The sequence below is a fragment of the Pseudomonas sp. NBRC 111131 genome, assembly GCF_001320525.1.
Taxonomy (GTDB): domain Bacteria; phylum Pseudomonadota; class Gammaproteobacteria; order Pseudomonadales; family Pseudomonadaceae; genus Aquipseudomonas; species Aquipseudomonas ceruminis.
The window spans coordinates 194395-214585 of sequence record NZ_BCBH01000002.1; the positions used below are offsets into that span (position 1 = coordinate 194395).

Genomic DNA, 20191 nt, shown 5'->3' on the forward strand with positions numbered 1-20191 from the left:
AAGCGCACCGATGAATCGAAACGACCTGCGTCGTGTAGACCTCAACCTACTGATCGTGTTCGAAACCCTGATGCACGAGCGTAGCGTGACCCGTGCCGCCGAGAAGCTGTTTCTCGGCCAGCCGGCGATCAGCGCCGCCCTGTCACGCCTGCGCAACCTCTTTGATGACCCATTGTTCGTGCGCACTGGCCGCAGCATGGAACCCTCCGCGCGCGCGCATGAGATCTTCGCCCTGCTCTCCCCGGCGCTGGACTCGATCTCCACTGCGGTCAGCCGCGCCGCTGAGTTCGACCCGGCCACCAGCAACGCGGTGTTCCGCATCGGCCTGTCGGACGACGCCGAGTTCGCCCTGCTGCCGCAACTGCTCAAGCGCATCCGTGCCGAAGCGCCCGGCATCGTGCTGGTGGTACGCCGCGTCAATTACCTGCTGATGCCGACCCTGCTGGCTTCGGGCGAGATCTCGGTGGGGGTGAGCTATACCAGCGAACTGCCCGCCAACGCCAAACGCAAGGTGCTGCGCCGCAGCATGCCCAAATTGCTGCGCGCCGACAGTGTGCCCGGTAGCATTACCCTCGACGACTTCTGTGCACGGCCACATGCACTGGTGTCGTTCGCCGGCGACCTTTCAGGGTTCATCGACGAAGCCCTGGAAGAAATCGGCCGCAAGCGGCATGTGGTGCTGGCCGTGCCGCAGTTCAACGGGCTGGGCAGCTTGCTGGCGGGCACCGACATCGTCGCCACGGTCCCGGACTACACCGCCGATTCGCTGACGGCCGCCGGCGGGTTGCGCGCCGAAGACCTGCCGATACCGGTGCGCAGTTTCGAACTGCACATGGCCTGGCGCGGCGCCCAGGACAACGATCCGGCGGAGCGGTGGTTACGGTCGCGGATACAGATGTTCTTCGGCGACCCTGAGAGTCTTTAGGCGACGCCGGGCAGGCTGTTTATCTTATTCCTACTGCCTTTCCACAAACTATCGAGCTCCATTCACTTCCAGTGGATTGCTACAGTGGGGGCACATCTGAGGGCATGTTTTGGATGGTTTGAAAAGGATGCCCCCAGCCTGAGGCCAAGCTGGCTATTGATGAAGATGCGTGGATTGAGGGAGATATGAACACTCGGCCCTGCCCCGTATCAATGGCCGAGCCGTAGTGAGCACACCACCCACCACGCTGGACAAATGTGTGCAAAAAATATGATGGCATAATGCCTCGATAACCGGCAAAATCCACACGCTCCCAACGGACTTGAAGGACCGGTTCCGATGACATGGCCTGTCACGCTGAAACTCGACAGCGCAGCCTACCCGCTCAGCGTGGTGCAACGCGCCGCTTATTCACTGGCCGACACCGTGGCAATCCATATCGGTATTGAAGCCAATCAAATTAGCCTCACGGCCCACCCCGCTGAAGCAAGGTTAACGCTTTCCCCGGAGCAGGCTCACTCACTGATCCTCCAGCACCTGAACGACTTCGCCCTACGCGACCATATCAACCGCGAAACAGCAGGGTTACGTGAAATCCTGGCCCGAGCCGCGCTCGCTAGATGTGGGATTTCCCAGTGACACTGATTGCGACAGACGCCAAGCACTACCGCTTGCTGCCTTTTCGATTCATGCGCATGAACACGGGACATGACCGTGACATCCTGCTCACCTCCGATACAGGTGAGTACATGCACGTGAACGACGCGCAATTACGAGCCCTCAGTTACTTCGACGTTCAAGCAAGTACGCCTTTTTACAAGGACCTGCTGGCCCGCCACTTCATCTATGAACCAGGCCGCCACGACCCATTCCCGGAAATGGCCGCGCAATATCGCAGCCGCAAGGACTTCCTCTTCCAGGGCCCTGCACTGCACTTGTTCGTGGTTACATTGCGCTGCAACCACACCTGTCAGTACTGCCAGGTGTCGCGGGCCCCTCTGGGAGGATCCGACCACGATCTGTCGGAAACGGATGCACAGGCGGCGGTCGATCGCCTGTTCGAATCGAACGCTCCCGCCCTGACGGTGGAGTTTCAGGGTGGCGAGCCGCTTCTAGCCTTCGAGCGCGTCCGCCAGATTGTCGAATGGGTCGTTGAACGGAACGTGGTCGAACAACGGGATATCCAGTTCGTCATCACCACCACGCTGCACCACCTGACGGAGGAAATACTCGACTTCGCAGAACAAAATCGCATCCAGTTTTCGACCTCGCTCGATGGGCCGGCGTCCTTGCACAATGCCAACCGCCCTACCCCGTCACGAGACTCCTACGAACGCACTGTAAAAGGCATCCAGTGGGTCCGTGAGCGCCTTGGTCATGATGCAGTTTCCGCGTTGACCACGCTGACTTCAAGAAGCCTCGGACAACCTGAAGCGATCATCGATGAGTATGTTAGCCAGGGCTTCTCCAGCATTTCGCTTCGGCCTCTGAGCCCTTATGGGTTTGCCACCAAGAGTGCCCATCGACTTGATTATCCTATTGAGCGATACCTGGCCTTCTACAAGAAGGCACTGGCCTATTTACTGCATATCAACCAACAGGGCGTATACCTCTCAGAGAGTTATACAAGCCTGTTGCTGAAGAATATCCTGACACCCTTCTCCTCTGGCTATGTAGACCTGCGCTCCCCTGCTGGCGCAGGCACTGCGGCGCTGGTTTACAACTATGACGGTTACGTCTATCCCTCGGACGAAGCCCGAATGTTGCTGGAGATGGGTGAAGACGGCTTGAAGCTCGGCACCGTGCAGCAACCCTTGTCTGAATTACTCGCATCGCCCGTCATGAATGCGTTGCTCGCCAGTGGTGTAGCAGAAGCGCTGCCGGGCTGCTCCGACTGCGCACTTGTCCCGTACTGTGGCGCTGACCCCATCGAACACTATGCCCGCCAAGCTGACCCAATCGGACACCGAGTGTTCAGCAGCTTCTGCAAGAAGAACATGGGGCTGCTGAAGCATCTTTTCGGCCTGCTTTGCGATGGCGACGACAACGTGCAGAGGGTGCTGCTGTCTTGGTTGAACAGGCGCTCTTACAACGATGTCCGGTTCCCGGGTTACGGGGCTGATGGCGATGCTGCGCAAAGATACTCACTTCGAAATCTATCACCTGAATGAGCCGAAACTGCTAAAGGTCATCACTCTGGATGAGTTCATCGAACAAGGCCTGGCTGTTTGTGCCGGAAGCGCTGAGTTCGATGACCTGCTGCTTTGGCTGCCAAACGAAGAACGGCTACAGAGCCCGCATCTGCTCTCATTACCAGTCGGTGGCTTCCTGATCCCGGAGCCATTGATCGGCGACTTCGACAGCGCGCGGCCACACCTGCACTCCCCCAAAGATGCGGGTGTCGTGCAGCCCGGCGATGTCATTGCCATTACACCAGGCAACGCTTTGGTGCGTGTGCTTTATCGACGAGGCTCAGACAGCAACCTGCTGTTCATGACCGATCGTTGCAACAGCCTCTGTCTGATGTGCTCGCAGCCGCCCAAAGATCTCGATGATCGTTGGCACATCGAGGAGAACCTACGGCTGATCGACCTAATGGACCCGGGCGAGGAAAATCTGGGAATCAGCGGCGGAGAACCAACGCTTTATCGCGACGGCCTGCTCGAAATCCTGGCCAAGTGCAAAGCCGTTTTGCCGCAGAAATCAATTCATGTGCTCAGCAACGGGCGTCTGTTCCAGAACCCGAGCTGGATCGCAGCGCTCTCTGCCATCGCCCACCCTCAGTTGAGCTGGGGCATCCCGCTGTATGCCGACAATGCCGAAGACCATGACCATGTGGTGCAGGCTCCAGGCGCGTTCAGCGAAACCCTGCAAGGTCTTTACAACCTGGCGCGCGCTAACCAGATCATCGAAATTCGCGTTGTGCTCAATCGTCTGACCACACCACGCTTGCCAGAGCTCGCCCACTATGTATTCAGAAACCTGCCCTTCGTGCGGCATGTTGCGCTGATGGGTATCGAAAGTACCGGCCTGGCCAGGAAGAACTACGAAGAACTGTGGATTGACCCGCTGGACTATCAGGAGTCGTTGAGCCAGGCCGTGTATTTCCTGTTCAACCGCGGAGTGCCGGTTTCGATCTACAACTTGCCCCTGTGCCTGATCCCCGCCCACCTCTCGCGTTTCACCCGCCAGAGCATCTCGGACTGGAAGAACCTGTTCATCGATACCTGCCAGCAATGCGCTGCCGTCAAACATTGCTCTGGCTTCTTCAAATCCCACACCGACCGCTGGCAGAGCCGCGGCGTAAAACTACTATCGACCGAGGCCTATAGCGCCTATGCAAGGAGTGCACAGTGAAATTGCTCGACCGCTGGAAAGTCCTGATCAGTGGGATCAGCTTGCTGCCAATGGCAGGTACCACCCTGGCACAGGCGGGCCATCTGTCGCTCGCCGATGCGAACTGGCAACCCAACGACAAGTTACAGCCCCCAGTATTTGCCGATACGCTCAATGCGCCAGACACCGTCAACATCTATGCGGCACATCGCTCGCACAGTTCACACCGGTCCCACAGCTCGCACAGTTCTCACTACAGCGGCTCGGGTGGCTATAGCGCACCTCGCTACTACAGCCCACCCGCTACCAGTACCCGAAGCTACAGCGCGCCGAGTGCTTCGAGTAGCACATCAAGCAGCAACAGCCTTTATCAGTCGTCTGGCACTACCAGCGGGACAAGTTCGAGCACTTCAAAGAGCCGCGCGACCAATGAGCAGAAAAGCAACCTGGTCACCCGTGTGCAGACCGCGCTGATGGTGCGCCAGTATTACCAAGGCAGGATTGATGGGGTTATGGGCAAGGCGACACGTGGTGCGTTGATGGCCTTTCAGATGGACAGTGGGCTGACAGTGAATGGCCGGATGGATACACCATCGCTGAATGCGTTAGGTATCAAGATTCCATAAGTCGCTTCAGGTTAAAGCTAGTGTCCGTCCAGCAACGAACTGATTATCCCATGATGACAGCCGGCTTTCTCACATTGCACTTCTATATCCCATCGTGGCTGCTTGTAGTGGCAATACTCCTTGGTCTGGCAGCAATGCTGATCACATTCATTGCTATGATCAGCCTGCCATTTGAAGCAGCCTGGCAACATATGACTCGCTTAGCCGCCCTCGGCTTTCAAGCTAAATAAAATCAATCGCGCAGTATTGTCTGGCATTCAGAAGCTGCTTAGCTAGTTCTATAGGTATTTGTTTCCCATCACGGGAACTTAGCAAGCGCTTGGCCTGGCCTGGGTAGTTAAAGGCCCTACGACTCCCTTTCGTAGCCGGACGTCTACTCCCTGCCGTACTCATCGATAGCAATTAGGTTATTGCACAGCCGGAGAATCACCAACAACAAGAATCCATAGCTCACCACGTCGTTGTTCAGGCAGCTAAATTCAATATCAGTGCACCCTGAACGCCAATGGCTGGACGCACAAATCCGAACATATCGATGCGAATCGCTATTCTAAATTCACCAAATCCCATATATGGAGAACAGATGGCCACGGGAGCAAATACCAATCCAACCTTCGACAAGGTCTTCAAACGAAATGTAAAACGCGTCCTCATACATTGGACGCCTTTTACCGTCACCCTGGTATTCTTGGGCACTTTCATCGGAAGCCTCAGTCTGTACATTTATGGCCGTGCCATTGGGAGGCCCGACCTGTTCATGGCTTCACTGGATGCCAAGGCGTCCTTGGCTGTTTGGGTGATCATGGTCACCGCACTGATGTTCACTCAAATGCTCGTACTCATGGGATCTTCATGGTTCTATGGAACGGCCGTGTCGCTGTTCACCAAAGTGCGCTGGCATATTCGGAGCGTCGCACTGCGACTGTTGATTCCTCAAACTGTAGGCTACGCAGTATTGATTTGGTTAGGTTTCTACCAACATGAGCATGTCGGGCCGTTACTCGCTTTTGGTAGCATATCGGTTGCAACCCTACTGGCCTACGGAGCGCTGTATCTCTCCAAGCCGTTTCGACGCCTTGTTGCGCATGCCGCTCCGAGTCGACGCCGGAGCGCGCATTACGGACTAATTGTATTCACCGGATTCGTTTTGGTGTTGTCGGTTTGGGTTAGCCTGCTTTCAATTCTTCTAATACTTAATACATATGTGGGCAGCAACACTAAGCAAGCGGCTCACTTCATGGCTAGCTTTTCGCTATTCACACTATTAATAACTTTGATACCGGCATTTTTATATTTCATCGTCAGGGGCAACATTTACAAAAAATCCGTAACAGTTACCATAGCTACATTTATTGTTTTTCTCGTTTTTTTAGTCACGGCACCGGGGGCGGTGTCGAGCATCACTTACGCGGTTGCGGAAAGCTTGGACATGCGCCAACACTACTCAACCCGTTTCGTCCTTGACGACGCAGTGACACTGGCTGATGTGGATCCGATCCAATGGCAAAGTCATCTTCGCTCCGATGGCAAGGTGCAGGTCTGGGCGTTCCAGATGTTTGCATTCGGGGATCTATTGCTGCTTTGCCCAACGTCATTGATGACCACAAAGCTGCATGAGCTACCGGCTTTCACTCCACTTTGCATCTTCACGCGTAGTAGTCAAGTGAAGCGGTTACCGCCAAAATTGTTGCTGGGCAAGACCACGGAACATCATGCTGGGCACACCGCGTGGCGTCAGATGGCGAATTGTTTGATGCAAGGGAGAAAAGATCTAAACCATACGCAACATCGGAGTGACGGTGAAGAAGTTCTGACGGGGACCACGTGTCCACTGTAAATCGCTGACTTAGGTTACTCGGCGTCGCCCCCCTTACAGCCGGCAACCAGCAAAAGCGTTTGCAGAGCTGGTCCGGCTTTCCGGCGCTGCGTACCTGGCCAAACGGATAGCAAGCACGGGTGCACACAGCCTCGGTCGATAGCCGAGCGTTATCTCGATCGACTCCATAAACACGCAGCATTGCCCTTCTTCCAACCATCTCGCCACGGAGATACTCTGAGGTCCGACGGGTGCCCCGGCGAGAGGTGTCAGAAATCACCACTCTCGACTCACGAATCGTACTGGGGGGTACTGAGGGGTATTTCTGAGGGTACATTTCGGCCCAACTGGAAATACCGCCGTTGAGCCATAGCAAAATGTCCTTCGGCGACCCGGATAGCCTCTAATAAATAGCGAGCGCTGTCGGAACATCTTGACTGCTAGTGATCACGTATCACCGAGCCCGGCAATATGCGGCCCAATCCGACTCAATGCTTGCGCTTGCCCTCTCCACGCGCGGTTTTCTGCGCCGTCGAATCCTGCGTGGTACCGGTTGAGCCATCCGGGCGCCGGGCATCGTTGTCCCGTTCCTGCTCACCCGTAGTCTTGGCCTGTTCCACTGCCTTGTCCTTCTCTGATGTAGACATGCCCGCTCCTATCCCTTGCTGTGTTCAGGTGATGATGGCCCCGTGCCGCGTTTGATGCCACGCGGCCCAAAGACACCCCAGATCGCCAGGCCGACGATGGGCAGCGCCAACAGCAACAGCGCCCACATCACCTTCGTTGCCTCAGCCTTGTCGCTGCGGGATACGCTGACGATGGCCCACAGGTCGACCAGAAGAATGACCACCGCTACGGCGATCCAGAAATACGTCACAGGCTCGGTCATGAGCGCCTCTCCTCTTTGCCGTGAACAGGCCGCGCCGCCTTGGCGAACATCACAGCCCCTACTAGAGTGAAGCCATCGCACCTGGCAAAGTTCAGGCAGGTTTACTCGGCCATGATGAGCGGACGCCGTTGGCAATGAACCAACGCCGCAGTCAGCACGTCCACCGCAACACCGTCTGCGAGGATTGCGCAATGGCTACGGATCCCGTGCTCGAGACACTTGATTACCTCAAGTCGCACAAGTTGGTACTCACCACCGCCGAATCCTGCACAGCCGGCGCGATGGTCGCCCTGCTGGCGGCATTGCCGGGCACCGGTGAAGTACTGGAGAGCGGCTATGTGGTGTATTCCCCCAGCGCCAAGAAACGGCTGCTAGGGGTCAGTCCGCAAACCATCGAACGCTACGGGCTGACCAGCGAGGCGGTCGCCTGGGAGATGGCATTGGGTGCATTGAAGGACAGCGACGCCAGCGTCGCTATTGCCAGTACGGGCATCACGGGGCCCGAACCGCAGGAGGGTATCGCACCCGGCACGCTGTGCTTCGCCTGGGCATTTGCCGGCGAACCCTTGGCGGTGTTTACCCGCAGCCAACGGTTCTTCGGTGGCCGTGCAGACATCATGCGCCAAGGAGCGCTCTATGGGCTGTCGCGCCTGGCGCACTATCACCAGCGCTGGCTACGCGGTGAGCGCGCCTGACGGAGAAGGCCGGTTAGCGTTATTGGGTCCGCTACACAGCTAATCGCCGTCTAGGGGAAGGCCCGACAACAGCTTGGGTTACCGAAAGACGGGCACGGTGACGGGCGCGCTTGCGTGTTCCAGGTGGTCACGCAACCGAGCACCGATTTCAGCAATTTTTGCTTCTCCGGCCCGCAAGGCCTGCGCAGTGGTGTGCACCGAGTAGTTTCCCAGTACCAAGTCATGGGGATGGGGCGCTGCTGAACCCATCACGAATACCGTGTCGCCATGCATCGCCGTCAGCGTCACAGCCCCACTGCCCTGTTCGAAGACGGCCATTTCGCCCGCCATGACCAGGCCAGGTGTGGCGAGCTGGCCCCGGCTGACACTGAGCCACAAAGTCTCCTGCCCCTCGGGCGGGACATAGGTCCAGGACTCACCGCCCTGCAGTGTAACCAACAGGTAATTCACTCCCGCCGGTGCGCGTACCGGGCTTTGCACACCTTGGTAAGACCCAAGAATCACCCGCGCCGGTCCCACTTCAGGCACCCTGTCCGCCTCGAGGTACTGACTATCGACACTCGCGTTTTCCAGTGCCGGTGGGAGCGCAATCCAAAGCTGAAAGCCTTGGATACGCTTCGAAGTGCCTACGGACATCTCTTTCCCGTGCCAGACCCCGCCGCCCGCCCGCATCCACTCAACACCGCCATAATCAAGCGTCCCCGTGCCTGCTTCAGGCACCTCGAAGCGCAAGTTACCTTCGGTAATCACAGTGATGGTGGCGATCCCTGAATGCGGATGCATAGGCATACCGTGAATGAAGGAACTCTCACCTTCGAACAGGTCAAGGAACACAAATGGCTTGACCAGATGCCCCAGGTCCGAAGGGCTCATCAGCCGGACGATCGGGCCGTGCCCGCTGCCGGTAGTGCGGTAGCTGATTGCGCGGTGGGTCACAGGTTCGTGTGTAGCACGCATAGGTTGTTGGACAGTCATGATGATGCTCCTGAGCGTATCAACGACGGCGAGCGTCGAGGCTGAACCGACCGGCACCGAAGGCCACAACCTGCAAGAGGCCACCGGCCATCGCAAGGTTCTTGAAGAAGTGGATGAACTGGTTCTGATCACCCAGCGCATGGTGGAACGCCAGTGCGGTGACCACGCTGAACAGCGCCAGCCCTGCAGCGACGATTCGGGCGCGATAACCCGCGATCAGCGCCAGGCCACCCCCCACTTCAACAATGATCGCCACCACCAGCGCCACCTGGGGAAGCGGAAGCCCGACAGCGCTGATGTAACCGACCATCATGGCGGGCGCGGCCAGTTTCGAAACGCCCGAGAGAATGAAGATGGCGCTGAGCAACAGACGGCCGGCCAACGCGGCCGTGGCTTGAGTCACGTCGCCACGATGGTGCTCGATGTGATCCGAATGAGTGATGCTTTGAGAGGCTGACATGCGGCTTTTCCTTCACAGGTAAGCGGTTCGACCTGAACCGCTGTGGTGACGAAATGGTGCGCCTCGTCAGCTAATCTGAATAGCGGGTTAATTTAGAACATTATGTTCGATTAAATCGGCAAGCTATCCTGGCTCCCCCCGACGCTTGAGGACGTACAATGCTTTCAGATCCTGGAACACCGACACTCGACCAACTGCGCGTGTTTCTGACGGTCGTGGAAGTCGGTAGTTTTGCAGCCGCCGCCAGAAAACTTCATCGCGCCACCTCTGTCATCAGCTATTCCATCACCAACCTGGAAATGCAGCTCGGCGTGTCGTTATTCGACCGCCACACAACGCGTAAACCGCAGCTTACGGATGCGGGGCGTACCGTACTGGCCGAAGCCAGAACCATCGCCAACGGTATTGACGGCCTGCGAGCCAAGGTCAAAGGGTTGCTGCAGGGGCTCGAGGCTGAAGTGCATGTTGTACTGGATGTCATGCTTCCGGCCGAGCGGGTTGTGGACGCACTCAAATCCTTTCGCGAGGCATTCCCCACGGTTTCCCTTCACCTGCACATGGAAGCGCTCGGGGCTGTCACCGATCGCGTGATCAACCGCGGCGCGATCATCGGCGTAAGCGGCCCATTGCATGAGGGCATCAACGGGATCGAAAGAATTGCCATCGGCAGCGTCGAGTTGATTCCGGTAGCGGCGCCCAATCATCCGCTGGCGTCAAGCGACGCCAATGTTCCAGGTGCCGGGCGTGAACACATTCAACTGGTGCTGTCTGATCGCTCGCGCCTGACCCAAGACAAGGATTTCGCTGTGCTCAGTAATCGCACCTGGCGGCTGGCGGACCTGGGCGCCAAACATATGTTGCTGCGAGAAGGCATCGGCTGGGGAAACATGCCGGCTCCGATGGTCCAGGAAGACCTGCAAAGCGGCCGCCTCGTTCAATTGAACATTCCTGAATACCAAAGCGCAGCGTACGCCTTCGACGTGATCTACCGCACGGATCTCCCGCCCGGCCCTGCCGCGCAATGGTTGATCGAGCGCTTCGTTCAACAACGCGGCAGCACTGGGGCCAGCACGTCAGTGTGAGCGTCCACGATTGCCAGGCATCAGGCAGAGCGTTTTCCTGCACAAACGCGGAAAAACCGCTGAAAACGAGCAAGGCAGTGCAGCAATGTGCGCGTTATCCCACTGACCGCGGCAGTACGATGGGCTGGGCCACGCACGCCATCAAACCGGCGTGTCGTCGGCCCTGCATGTCCTTTTCTGCCAATAACAATTATCTGGAGATACAAGCATGACCAGACGCCTTCTGGCTGGCTGCATTGCACTGATGGCAATGACCCTATTTTCCAACACCCAGGCCCGCCCCCTGGCAGAGATCGAAAAGAGCGGGCAACTGATCATTGGCACCTATGGCAACTTCAAACCGTTCACCTATTTTGAAGATGGGCACTTTGTTGGTTTTGAAGTGGATATCGGCAACGAGATCGCTACACGCCTGAAGTTGAAACCTGAGTGGAAACCTATGGAGTTCGACTCTCTGCTTACCGGCCTCGCACAAGACCGCTGGGACATGGTAACGGCCTCGTTCGGGATTACCGACGAGCGCGCCAAGGCTGTGCTGTTCACCGCCCCTCATTACTGCACCGGCGGCGCGATCGTTTCGACCAGGCCCGAGGTCAAGACAGCCCAGGATCTGAATGGCAAGAAAGTTTCAGTCCAGACCGGATCGACTTACTTCATGGCACTGCAGAACGTACCCGGGGTGCAAGTGCGCAACATGTCTTCCGACAATGCACGTAATGCACTGCTCTCAGGAAAAGTCGACGCCTGGGTGACAGACAAATTCGTTGCATTGATGATGCAGCAAAAAGCCGCAGCATCGGCGGGCGCGATTCGCCCCGTTTATATCGGTGACCTGCTGTTCAGCGAACGCGTGGCAACAGCGATGAAGAAAGACAACACAGCCCTCGCCGCCCGCTACAACCAGGTACTGGACGACATGCTCAAGGACGGCACCTACGAGGCCATTTCCAGAAAATGGTTCAATGAGGATGTTCGCTGCAAGTAACCCTTGTCACCTGGGCTCTCCTGCGCGCAGAGCCTGCAAAACACTACCGCGCAGGTCGCCTTCGAACAGTGTGCTTTTTTTGCAGGAAACCTGCGCCTCTACCCGGTAGTAATGCAATTTAACGGCACGTGGGATGTTTAAACTTCCTGGGCTGGGGTGACAACCGTATCGCTCACTCGCCAGCTTTCTTGAATAACTAGCGCCCCTCCGGGCGTTATGAAAAATCATATTTACTCAACTTCCCGTGCAGGTTGCATAACCACAATACTGTGTCGGGCATTACTGCAAGCAGGAGTACGGGATGATCACCCTTCCCTTCAGCAAAGACGAGTACGCCACGCGTTTGTTTCAGGTCAGGCAACAGATGCAACGCCAGGGCCTGGATCTTCTGCTCATCAGCGATGTAGCCAACCAGCACTACCTGACTGCCTACGATGGCTGGTCGTTCTACGCCCCTCAGGTGGTCATCGTGCCAATGGAAGGTGAACCGATCTGGGTAGGCCGTTCCATCGATGTCGCCGGTGGGCGCCTGACTGTGTGGATGTCGCCGGAGCAAGTCGTGGGGTATCCGGAAACCTATATCCAGATGCCAGACCGCCACCCCATCGACTGGATTGCGGGTTACCTCAAGGAAAAGGGGTGGGGCAAGGCGCACATCGGCGTTGAGCTGGACGCCTACTATTACACCGCAAAAACCCATCAACGCCTTATTGCAGGTCTGCCGGGGGCGCGCTTTACCGACGCCAGCCTGCTGGTCTCATGGATTCGCGCCATCAAATCACCCACTGAGCTGAGCTACCTGCGCAATGGCGCCAAGCTCGCCCAGGCGGCAGTCGAATGCGCATTCGAGGTCATCGCGCCGGGTGTACGTGAGTGTGATGCCGTAGGGAAAATCCAGGCAGTGCAAGTGGGTGGTTCTCCCGATTTCGCCGGTGACTTCCCGGGGATTCCGCCGATCATCCTGGCCGGGGAAAAAGCCGCAGCGCCGCACATCATGTGGAGCGACCGCAAATACCAACCCGGCGAGACAGTGGCGATCGAGCTCGCCGGTGCTTGCCGCCATTACACCGCCTGCCTGGCGCGCACCCTGCAACTGGGCAACAAGCCACAGAACGTTGCCGACGTTGAACAGGCCCTGCTCGAAGGCATGGACGCCGTACTGGATGCCGCCCGCCCTGGCGCATTGGGGCACGACGTGGCGGCTGCATGGCAGGATGTGATCGGCCGTTACGGCATCACCAAGACGTCCCGTATTGGCTATTCCGTCGGTCTGGGCTTCTCGCCGGATTGGGGTGAGCACACGATCTCGTTCCGCCAAGGCGACCAGACCGTGCTCACACCTGGGCACGTGGTGCATACCATGATCAGCATGTGGATGGATGGCTGGGGCATCGAACTCAGCGAAACGATCGTGATCACCGACAAGGGCTGCGACACCCTCTCGACCTTGCCACGGCAGATCCACGTGAAAGCCTGACCCGCCCCAACCGGCCTGCGCAAATTCGCCTGTGCAGGCCGCTTGGCACTGCCCCGACATTGCTATCCAGGAAACGCCATGAAACCAAGCCCGATCAAGCCTACCGTCGACTTCGAGCGCGACGGCGTTCAACACGGCTTCTTGAAGTTGCCCTACTCGCGGGACGATTCTGCCTGGGGGTCGATCATGATCCCGGTGACCGTGGTCAAACAGGGTTCAGGGCCCACCGTGCTGCTGACCGGCGGCAATCATGGTGATGAATACGAAGGCCCGGTTGCGCTCACCAAACTCGCTTCCACGCTAAACGCCGAAGACGTTCAGGGGCGGGTCATCATCATCCCGTTCATGAATTACCCTGCGTTCAAGGCCGGCACGCGTACTTCACCCATTGACCACGGCAACCTCAACCGCACGTTCCCGGGCAAGCCCGACGGCACCGTGACGCAGAAGATCGCCGATTACATTCAGCGCTTCATCCTGCCAATGGCCGATTATGTCCTGGACATCCACTCGGGTGGCAAGACCCTGGACTTCGTCCCGTTTTCTGCGGTGCACATCCTTGCCGACAAAGCTCAACAACACCGTGCCGAACAGGCCATGCGGGCCTTTGCCGCCCCCTTCAGCATGATGATGCTGGAGATCGACAGCGTGGGCATGTTCGATACGGCAGCCGAAGAGGCCGGCAAGGTCTTTGTGACCACTGAGCTGGGCGGAGGCGGCTCAAGCACTGCGACCACCATCGAGATCGCCGAGCGCGGTGTCAGGAACTTCCTTATTCACGCAGGTGTGACTGCTGGTGAACTGGGGCCTGGTGAGGCGTGCATCATGCTGGACATGCCCGATGGCGACTGCTTCATCACCAGCGAACATGCTGGCCTGATCGAGCTCTGCTTCAACCTGGGCGATTCGGTCCGTGCAGGTGACGTGGTGGCGCGGGTCTATGACGCTACCCGCACAGGAGCCCCTCCCGTCGAGTACCTGGCCAAACGTGACGGGCTGCTGGCCTGCCGCCATTTCCCCGGCCTGGTTCAATGCGGCGACACCCTCGCAGTGCTCGGCGTCGTCGTTTAACCCCGGCTGATGCTGTGCCGGCCTTCGACCTCTGCGTGTCGAGGCCGCCACAGCCCCCCTGGCACAGTACAACCCTCCCCCGTCGCGATCCTGCGCCTCCCACCTTCCAATTGCAGTTATCCCGCATTTGCCACGCGATCAACGCACGCTAACGCTCGGCAATATACGGATACTAGCTTCACGCCCCGCCACTTTTGACACGGATTCGTCGCAAGAACGACCGTGGGGCGCACCACACGAAAATGCAGCACCTCTTCTATCTCTGCCTAACAATAATTTTACCTGGAGATACATGATGCGAATGGCAATGTTCGGCATGCTCGCAGTGTTCGCAGCGACGGCGACTACCCTGGTACACGCTCGCCCCCTCGATGAAATCGAGAGAAGTGGCAAGATCATTATCGGTACCGACGGTACCTTTCCACCCTTCCAGTACTTTGAAGACGGTCAGTTGGTCGGCTTTGAAGTAGACCTCGGGAACGAAGTCGCCAAGCGCCTCAAGCTTGTTCCCGAATGGAAACCCATCGCTTTCGACACGCTCCTCGCAGGGCTGACCCAGGACCGCTGGGACATTGTGATCGCGGCGCTGGCCGCGACCAGCGAACGCGCCAAGGTCGTGAATTTCACCCAGCCCAATTTCTGCACCGGCGCGGTCATCGTGGCGACCACCCCCAAAATCAGACACAAGGACGACCTGGCCGGCAAGACTGTTTCAGTGCAGACCGGCTCGACCTATTTCGCGGCGGTGCAGAAGGTCCCGGGCATCAAGCAGATCCGCAACATCTCCTCTGACAATGACGCCCGCAACGCGATGCTGTCCGGGCGATCGGACGCGTGGGTGAGCGACAAGTTCGTGGCCAGGACCGCGCAGCACAAACTCGGCGAGAGCGGCAAGCAGCTCTACATTGGCGACATGCTTTTTGAGGAGAAAAGCGCGACTGCAGTGAACAAGAACAACAGCCTATTGCTGGCCAAATACAACAGCGTCCTCGCTGAGATGCGAAGTGATGGCACCTACGATGCCATCTCGAAAAAATGGTTTGGCGAAGACATCAGTTGCACATCGCCTGCCTCCTGAGGGCTGGCAGTCTTCATGTTTGACCGCTCAATTCGTTCAAAGCGCTCCTTCAAGCGCTTGTCAGAGGTGCATCATGACTTCCAGTGTCAAGCCGATACCCCGCAGTACTCCCCGCCCCACACTGAACGCCCCCCTAATCAAAACCGCCGTTGCCATCTGCCTGACCGTGGCTTTTGTGTTTGGCATGGGGCTCATCCTCGAACACGCGCCTGAACCCATCGGTTCCAATGCGTCGCAGATCGCGCAGGCCGCATTGGTGACGGTGCAGCTGACGCTCCTTGCCGGCATACTGGGCGTGGTGATCGGCACCTTGGCCGCGCTGGGAAAGGCCTCGTCGATTGCGCCCCTCAGATGGTTGTGCTCAGCCTACATCTGGGTCGCTCGCGGCACGCCTCTGCTGCTGCAGATTCTGTTCACCTTCTTCGCCCTGCCTGTACTGCTGCCCTCATTGGAGTTCAGTGATTTCACCTCCGCGACCATTGCCCTGGCGTTCAACGTTGGCGCCTACAACGCCGAAGCCATTCGCTCGGGCCTGCTCTCGGTGCCCAAAGGCCAGATCGAGGCGGCCGACGCCCTGGGCCTGTCGAAAACCACCCTGTTCTTTTCGGTGGTGTTCCCCCAGGCGCTGCGCATCAGCCTGCCGCCGCTGGTGAATAACGGCGTCTCCCTGCTCAAGGACTCCTCCCTGGCCTATGCCATCGGTGTGGTCGAACTCTCCAATGCCGCCAGCCGAATCCAGTCGGCAACGTTCGAGCCAGTGCCGGTTTTGCTGACGTCCGCCGCCATCTACCTGATCCTCACCACCAGCATGACGCAAGTCACCAACGCCCTTGAACAGCACCTGAGCTTCGAGAGGAAATGACCATGTCGACCAACAGCACACAACAGGCACTGATCAGGGTAGACAGGGTCTGCAAAAGTTATGGTGCAGCCAACGTTCTCAAAGGTGTGAGCGTTGAATTCAAACCCGGAGAAGTGGTGGCGATTCTGGGTGCGTCCGGGTCTGGCAAGTCGACGTTCCTGCGGTTGCTGAACAGGCTGGAGCGCCATGAGCAGGGCACGATCGTGATCGACGGCATCGAAGTGATCGACAAACCTGCGAACCTTGCAACGCTGCGCCGCGAAGTCGGCATGGTCTTCCAAAGCTTCAACCTGTTCCCGCACATGACCGTGCTGGAAAACATCTGCCTGGCACCGCGCAAGGTCAAAGGCCTGAGCAAGGCCCAGGCGCAACAGAACGCCGAGAAACTGCTCAAGCGGGTGGGCATGGGCGACCATGCCCACAAGCACCCATCCATGCTTTCCGGCGGCCAACAGCAACGGGTGGCGATCGCCCGCGCGCTGGCTATGGAGCCACGCATCCTGCTGTTCGATGAGCCGACTTCGGCACTGGACCCGGAAATGGTCAGCGAAGTGCTGGATGTCATGAAGACCCTGGCGGCCAGCGGTATGACCATGCTGATCGTCACTCACGAGATGGGGTTTGCCAGTGAGGTTGCCGACCGGATCATCTTCTTCAGCCAAGGCAAGATCGAAGAAGACCTGCCTCCAAAAGACTTCTTCGGCACCTGCAGCAACCCCAAGGTGAAGTCGTTCCTCGGCAAGGTATTACAACCCTCTGTCGCCGGCTGATCACCGTGCGGGGCCACATTGTGGCCCCGCGTCACGTCCCCCCTCCAAAAGCCTGCCACCGCACCGAAAACAGGCCTCCTGCGTCATCGTTCCCGTTCACGCAGCAATCCGGCACGGCGCGAGGATCATTGCAGCTTGAATGCGCTGACCTGGTGTTTAACGCCGTATCCCGCCCACGTGCGCTTCATAGAATTGTCCTGCAAGCAAACACCGCAATCCTTCGCTGAGGCAAACAACATGAACAACCGCGCCACGGCAGCTCTGAAGAAGCTGCGCCGCCCTGATCTACTCGAAACCCGGGCCTACATCGATGGGCAATGGGTAAATGGCGAAGGACGTTTGGCCGTTACAGACCCCGCTACCGACGAAGTCATCGCTCAGGTCGCTCATTGTGACGAGCAATGGATCGACCGCGCCGTGGAGTCGGCCAACGCAGCCTTCATCAGCTGGCGTGCCCTGCTCCCTGCGCAGCGTGGCGCCCTCCTGCGCAAGTGGGCAGCGCTGACCCGGGAACATCGTGAGGACCTAGCAACGCTCATGACCGCTGAACAAGGCAAGCCTTACGCGCAGTCCCTGGGTGAAATCGACTATGGCGCCAACTTCCTGGAATGGTTTGCTGCCGAGGCCGAGCGCTGCTATGGAGAGTCGATTCCCAGCCACCTCCCAGGCAGCCAGCTCACCAGCAAATTGCAGCCCATCGGGGTAACCGCTGCAGTCACCCCCTGGAACTTTCCAAGCGCGATGATCACCCGCAAAGCCGGAGCCGCGTTGGCTGCCGGCTGCCCGATGATCATCAAGCCAGCCCCTGAAACGCCGCTCTCAGCGTTGGCACTGGCCAAACTGGCCGAAGAGGCAGGCTTCCCAGCAGGTGTATTCCAGGTTGTTACCGGCGATGCTGCGAAGCTCTCCAAGCGTTTGCTGGAGCGCACAGAGGTCAGGGCATTCAGCTTTACCGGGTCCACCGAAGTCGGCCGCATCCTGCTGCGCCAGTCAGCGGACACCGTGAAAAAAGTCTCGCTGGAGCTCGGTGGCCACGCCCCCTTCATCGTCTTTGCCGACGCCCATGTCAAAGAGGCCGCACAAGGCTGCATCGGTGCCAAGTTCGCCACCTCCGGCCAGGACTGCCTGGCAGCCAACCGTATCTATGTGCACCGCAGCCTGTACGACAGCTTCGTCGCCCAATTCACGCGCTTGACCCAACAACTGCGCGTGGGCCACGGCCTGGACGATGGCGTGGATATCGGCCCGATGACGCGTGTCACGGTAGCCAACAAATGCCGTGATCACATCGGCAATGCTGTTTCGCTGGGCGCGCGCCTGATGTGTGGCGGCCTCGACAACAACCTGGGCAGCAACTTTGTCCTGCCAACCGTGCTGGCTGACGTCACCGATGAAATGGATATCGCGTTCGAAGAAACCTTTGGCCCGGTGGCAGCGATCCTGCCTTTCGACGATGAAGAGGACGTTATCCAGCGAGCTAATAAAACTGAGTACGGTCTGGCTGCTTATGTTTACACAAATGATCTGAAGCGCGCCGTGCGTGTGTGCGACCGGCTGGAATACGGCATGGTCGCGCTCAACACCCCGAAATTTACCGGCGCGCCGATTCCCTTCGGTGGCTGGAAACAATCCGGCCTGGGCCGGGAAGGTTCGAAACATGGCCTGGCAGAGTACATGGAGCTCAAGTACGTCTGCGTTGGCGGCCTTTAATCACTGGAGAACAACAATGAACACACAAGATATTGCCCTCATCGCTGCCCAGGACCGGGGCGCCGTGCTGCATCCGTTCACCCACCTGAAGGATTTTGCCACCGGCAAGATCGGTGATCCGACCATCATTGAAACGGGCAAGGGCATCCGCATCACGGATGCCACCGGCCGCGAGTACATCGACGGTTTTGCCGGCCTGTACTGCACCAACATCGGCTACGGCCGTACTGAAGTGGCTGAGGCCATCGCCCGCCAGGCGCACAAGCTGGCTTATTACCACACCTACGCGGCGCACACGACCGACGAACTGGCGCGCCTGTCTGACCGCCTGGTGAAGATGGCGCCGGGCAGGATGAGCAAGGTCTTCTACGGCCTGTCGGGCTCCGATGCCAATGAAACCCAGGCCAAGCTGGTCTGGTACTACAACAACCTGCGCGGGTTGCCGAAAAAGAAGAAGATCATTTCCCGTGATCGCGGCTACCACGGCTGCTCAGTGGTGGCAGGCTCGATGACTGGCATGTCGTTCTATCACGACTACATGGACCTGCCCGTTTCCGGCATTCTGCGCACCGGTGCGCCGCATCACTACTGGGGTGCTGAACCAGGCGAGTCGCAGCAGCAGTTCTCCGAACGCCGCGCTCTTGAACTGGAGGCGCTGATCCTGCGCGAAGGCCCGGACACCATCGGTGCGTTCATTGCTGAGCCGGTATTGGGCACTGGCGGTATCACCCCTCCCCCTGCCGGTTACTGGGCAGCGATTCAGCCGATTCTGAAAAAGTACGACATCCTGCTGATCGCCGACGAGGTCATCACCGGCTTCGGCCGTACCGGTGCAATGTTCGGTTGCGACAAGTACGGTATCGAGCCCGATTTGATCACGGTCGCCAAGGGCCTGACCTCGGCGTATGCACCGCTTTCCGCCTCTATCGTTGGCGAGAAGGTCTACAAAGTCATGGAAGAAGGTGCAGACAAGGTGGGGGCCTTCTCCCACGGCTACACCTACTCGGGGCACCCGATCGGCGTGGCAGCGGCCAATGCTGTGCTGGATATCGTCGAGCGAGAGGATATCCCAGGCCATGTGAGCAACGTTGGCGAATACTTCCAGAAGTCCATGCAGGAAACCTTCGGCTCGCTGCCTATCGTGGGCGAAGTACGCGGGGTTGGCCTGATGGCAGCCATCGAATTCGTCGCAGACCCTGCCACCAAAAAACGCTTGGACCCTGGGCTGAAAGTCGGCGCGCGCGTTTCAAAAGCTGCACGCGATCGGGGCCTGATCGCACGTGCGATGCCACACGGCGAGATCCTGGGCTTCGCCCCACCACTGGTCACCACCCGTGCTGAAGTCGACCAGATCATCGACATCGCGCACAAGGCTGTACTCAGCGTGCTCGATGAGCTGAAGCTCTGATCCGCGTCCACTGAAGCATGCCAATG

20 protein-coding genes are annotated in these 20191 nt (G+C 58.4%); 16 read left to right on the forward strand and 4 right to left on the reverse strand.

Features of this window, described 5'->3' with window-relative positions; translation table 11 throughout:
* The first annotated feature begins 10 nt into the window (after positions 1 to 10).
* The 6 genes from APH34_RS02990 to APH34_RS03020 all read left to right on the forward strand — a co-directional run bounded on the left by APH34_RS02990 (position 11) and on the right by APH34_RS03020 (position 6724).
* Positions 11 to 925 (forward strand): LysR family transcriptional regulator, encoded by a 915-nt coding sequence (locus APH34_RS02990; protein ID WP_054899683.1) that lies wholly within the window; start codon positions 11 to 13, stop codon positions 923 to 925.
* Positions 926 to 1264: 339 nt separating this feature from the next.
* Positions 1265 to 1564, forward strand: coding sequence for a His-Xaa-Ser system protein HxsD (gene hxsD / locus APH34_RS02995; RefSeq protein WP_054899684.1), 300 nt, complete (start codon positions 1265 to 1267; stop codon positions 1562 to 1564).
* Positions 1561 to 3096, forward strand: a complete 1536-nt coding sequence (gene hxsB, locus APH34_RS03000; RefSeq protein WP_054899685.1) for a His-Xaa-Ser system radical SAM maturase HxsB — start codon at positions 1561 to 1563, stop codon at positions 3094 to 3096. The genes hxsD and hxsB overlap by 4 nt, the downstream gene beginning before the upstream one ends.
* The gene (hxsC, locus tag APH34_RS03005; protein WP_054899686.1) at positions 3047 to 4282 is read left to right on the forward strand and encodes a His-Xaa-Ser system radical SAM maturase HxsC; all 1236 of its coding nucleotides are present in this window, start codon (positions 3047 to 3049) and stop codon (positions 4280 to 4282) included. Before hxsB ends, hxsC begins: the two co-directional genes overlap by 50 nt.
* On the forward strand, positions 4279 to 4887 hold the full coding sequence (hxsA, locus tag APH34_RS03010) for a His-Xaa-Ser repeat protein HxsA (RefSeq protein WP_054899687.1): 609 nt from the start codon (positions 4279 to 4281) through the stop codon (positions 4885 to 4887). The genes hxsC and hxsA overlap by 4 nt, the downstream gene beginning before the upstream one ends.
* Before the next feature lie 583 nt (positions 4888 to 5470).
* Positions 5471 to 6724, forward strand: a complete 1254-nt coding sequence (locus tag APH34_RS03020; protein WP_054899689.1) for a hypothetical protein — start codon at positions 5471 to 5473, stop codon at positions 6722 to 6724.
* A gap of 467 nt (positions 6725 to 7191) precedes the next feature.
* On the opposite strand, the gene APH34_RS29505 is transcribed toward APH34_RS03020, so the two are convergent.
* Both APH34_RS29505 and APH34_RS03025 read right to left on the reverse strand, forming a co-directional pair.
* Positions 7192 to 7350, reverse strand: a complete 159-nt coding sequence (locus APH34_RS29505) for a hypothetical protein (protein WP_176514192.1) — start codon at positions 7348 to 7350, stop codon at positions 7192 to 7194.
* 8 nt (positions 7351 to 7358) lie between these two features.
* Complete coding sequence (locus tag APH34_RS03025; protein ID WP_054899690.1) at positions 7359 to 7592, reverse strand: PLD nuclease N-terminal domain-containing protein; 234 nt, start codon at positions 7590 to 7592, stop codon at positions 7359 to 7361.
* A gap of 191 nt (positions 7593 to 7783) precedes the next feature.
* Between APH34_RS03025 and APH34_RS03030 the strand changes: the two genes are divergently transcribed.
* Positions 7784 to 8287 carry a CinA family protein gene (locus APH34_RS03030; protein ID WP_054899691.1) on the forward strand — a complete coding sequence of 168 codons (504 nt, stop codon included), beginning with the start codon at positions 7784 to 7786 and terminating at the stop codon, positions 8285 to 8287.
* A 78-nt stretch (positions 8288 to 8365) separates the two neighbouring features.
* Here APH34_RS03030 and APH34_RS03035 read toward each other — a convergent pair whose 3' ends face one another.
* Positions 8366 to 9262, reverse strand: coding sequence for a pirin family protein (locus APH34_RS03035; RefSeq protein ID WP_054899692.1), 897 nt, complete (start codon positions 9260 to 9262; stop codon positions 8366 to 8368).
* Between the two features lie 19 nt (positions 9263 to 9281).
* Positions 9282 to 9722: a DoxX family protein gene (locus APH34_RS03040; RefSeq protein WP_054899693.1), complete on the reverse strand. Its 441-nt coding sequence runs from the start codon at positions 9720 to 9722 to the stop codon at positions 9282 to 9284.
* 158 nt (positions 9723 to 9880) lie between these two features.
* Here APH34_RS03040 and APH34_RS03045 point away from each other — a divergent pair, with 158 nt between their 5' ends.
* The 9 genes from APH34_RS03045 to APH34_RS03085 all read left to right on the forward strand — a co-directional run bounded on the left by APH34_RS03045 (position 9881) and on the right by APH34_RS03085 (position 20165).
* Complete coding sequence (locus tag APH34_RS03045; protein WP_054899694.1) at positions 9881 to 10804, forward strand: LysR family transcriptional regulator; 924 nt, start codon at positions 9881 to 9883, stop codon at positions 10802 to 10804.
* Positions 10805 to 11012: 208 nt separating this feature from the next.
* The gene (locus tag APH34_RS03050) at positions 11013 to 11789 is read left to right on the forward strand and encodes an ABC transporter substrate-binding protein (protein WP_054899695.1); all 777 of its coding nucleotides are present in this window, start codon (positions 11013 to 11015) and stop codon (positions 11787 to 11789) included.
* A gap of 301 nt (positions 11790 to 12090) precedes the next feature.
* A complete protein-coding gene (locus APH34_RS03055; protein ID WP_054899696.1) occupies positions 12091 to 13266 on the forward strand; it encodes a Xaa-Pro peptidase family protein in 1176 nt (391 codons plus the stop codon).
* A gap of 78 nt (positions 13267 to 13344) precedes the next feature.
* Complete coding sequence (doeB, locus tag APH34_RS03060; RefSeq protein ID WP_054899697.1) at positions 13345 to 14337, forward strand: N(2)-acetyl-L-2,4-diaminobutanoate deacetylase DoeB; 993 nt, start codon at positions 13345 to 13347, stop codon at positions 14335 to 14337.
* Between the two features lie 292 nt (positions 14338 to 14629).
* Entirely contained in the window at positions 14630 to 15415 is a 786-nt protein-coding gene (locus APH34_RS03065) for an ABC transporter substrate-binding protein (RefSeq protein WP_054899698.1), read from the forward strand.
* Between the two features lie 73 nt (positions 15416 to 15488).
* Positions 15489 to 16277, forward strand: coding sequence for an amino acid ABC transporter permease (locus APH34_RS03070; protein ID WP_054899699.1), 789 nt, complete (start codon positions 15489 to 15491; stop codon positions 16275 to 16277).
* A gap of 2 nt (positions 16278 to 16279) precedes the next feature.
* Positions 16280 to 17047, forward strand: a complete 768-nt coding sequence (locus tag APH34_RS03075) for an amino acid ABC transporter ATP-binding protein (protein ID WP_054899700.1) — start codon at positions 16280 to 16282, stop codon at positions 17045 to 17047.
* 237 nt (positions 17048 to 17284) lie between these two features.
* The gene (locus APH34_RS03080; RefSeq protein WP_054899701.1) at positions 17285 to 18757 is read left to right on the forward strand and encodes an NAD-dependent succinate-semialdehyde dehydrogenase; all 1473 of its coding nucleotides are present in this window, start codon (positions 17285 to 17287) and stop codon (positions 18755 to 18757) included.
* 16 nt (positions 18758 to 18773) lie between these two features.
* Positions 18774 to 20165: an aspartate aminotransferase family protein gene (locus APH34_RS03085; protein ID WP_054899702.1), complete on the forward strand. Its 1392-nt coding sequence runs from the start codon at positions 18774 to 18776 to the stop codon at positions 20163 to 20165.
* The last annotated feature ends 26 nt before the right edge of the window (positions 20166 to 20191 follow it).

Bases quoted from the DNA above. Each gene is read 5' to 3' on its own strand.
- APH34_RS02990 (WP_054899683.1), top strand. From the start codon at position 11: ATGAATCGAAACGACCTGCGTCGTGTAGACCTCAACCTACTGATCGTG.
- hxsD (WP_054899684.1), top strand. From the start codon at position 1,265: ATGACATGGCCTGTCACGCTGAAACTCGACAGCGCAGCCTACCCGCTC.
- hxsC (WP_054899686.1), top strand. From the start codon at position 3,047: ATGGCGATGCTGCGCAAAGATACTCACTTCGAAATCTATCACCTGAAT.
- APH34_RS03020 (WP_054899689.1), top strand. From the start codon at position 5,471: ATGGCCACGGGAGCAAATACCAATCCAACCTTCGACAAGGTCTTCAAA.
- APH34_RS29505 (WP_176514192.1), bottom strand. From the start codon at position 7,350: ATGTCTACATCAGAGAAGGACAAGGCAGTGGAACAGGCCAAGACTACG.
- APH34_RS03025 (WP_054899690.1), bottom strand. From the start codon at position 7,592: ATGACCGAGCCTGTGACGTATTTCTGGATCGCCGTAGCGGTGGTCATT.
- APH34_RS03030 (WP_054899691.1), top strand. From the start codon at position 7,784: ATGGCTACGGATCCCGTGCTCGAGACACTTGATTACCTCAAGTCGCAC.
- APH34_RS03035 (WP_054899692.1), bottom strand. From the start codon at position 9,262: ATGACTGTCCAACAACCTATGCGTGCTACACACGAACCTGTGACCCAC.
- APH34_RS03040 (WP_054899693.1), bottom strand. From the start codon at position 9,722: ATGTCAGCCTCTCAAAGCATCACTCATTCGGATCACATCGAGCACCAT.
- APH34_RS03045 (WP_054899694.1), top strand. From the start codon at position 9,881: ATGCTTTCAGATCCTGGAACACCGACACTCGACCAACTGCGCGTGTTT.
- APH34_RS03050 (WP_054899695.1), top strand. From the start codon at position 11,013: ATGACCAGACGCCTTCTGGCTGGCTGCATTGCACTGATGGCAATGACC.
- APH34_RS03055 (WP_054899696.1), top strand. From the start codon at position 12,091: ATGATCACCCTTCCCTTCAGCAAAGACGAGTACGCCACGCGTTTGTTT.
- doeB (WP_054899697.1), top strand. From the start codon at position 13,345: ATGAAACCAAGCCCGATCAAGCCTACCGTCGACTTCGAGCGCGACGGC.
- APH34_RS03065 (WP_054899698.1), top strand. From the start codon at position 14,630: ATGATGCGAATGGCAATGTTCGGCATGCTCGCAGTGTTCGCAGCGACG.
- APH34_RS03070 (WP_054899699.1), top strand. From the start codon at position 15,489: ATGACTTCCAGTGTCAAGCCGATACCCCGCAGTACTCCCCGCCCCACA.
- APH34_RS03075 (WP_054899700.1), top strand. From the start codon at position 16,280: ATGTCGACCAACAGCACACAACAGGCACTGATCAGGGTAGACAGGGTC.
- APH34_RS03080 (WP_054899701.1), top strand. From the start codon at position 17,285: ATGAACAACCGCGCCACGGCAGCTCTGAAGAAGCTGCGCCGCCCTGAT.
- APH34_RS03085 (WP_054899702.1), top strand. From the start codon at position 18,774: ATGAACACACAAGATATTGCCCTCATCGCTGCCCAGGACCGGGGCGCC.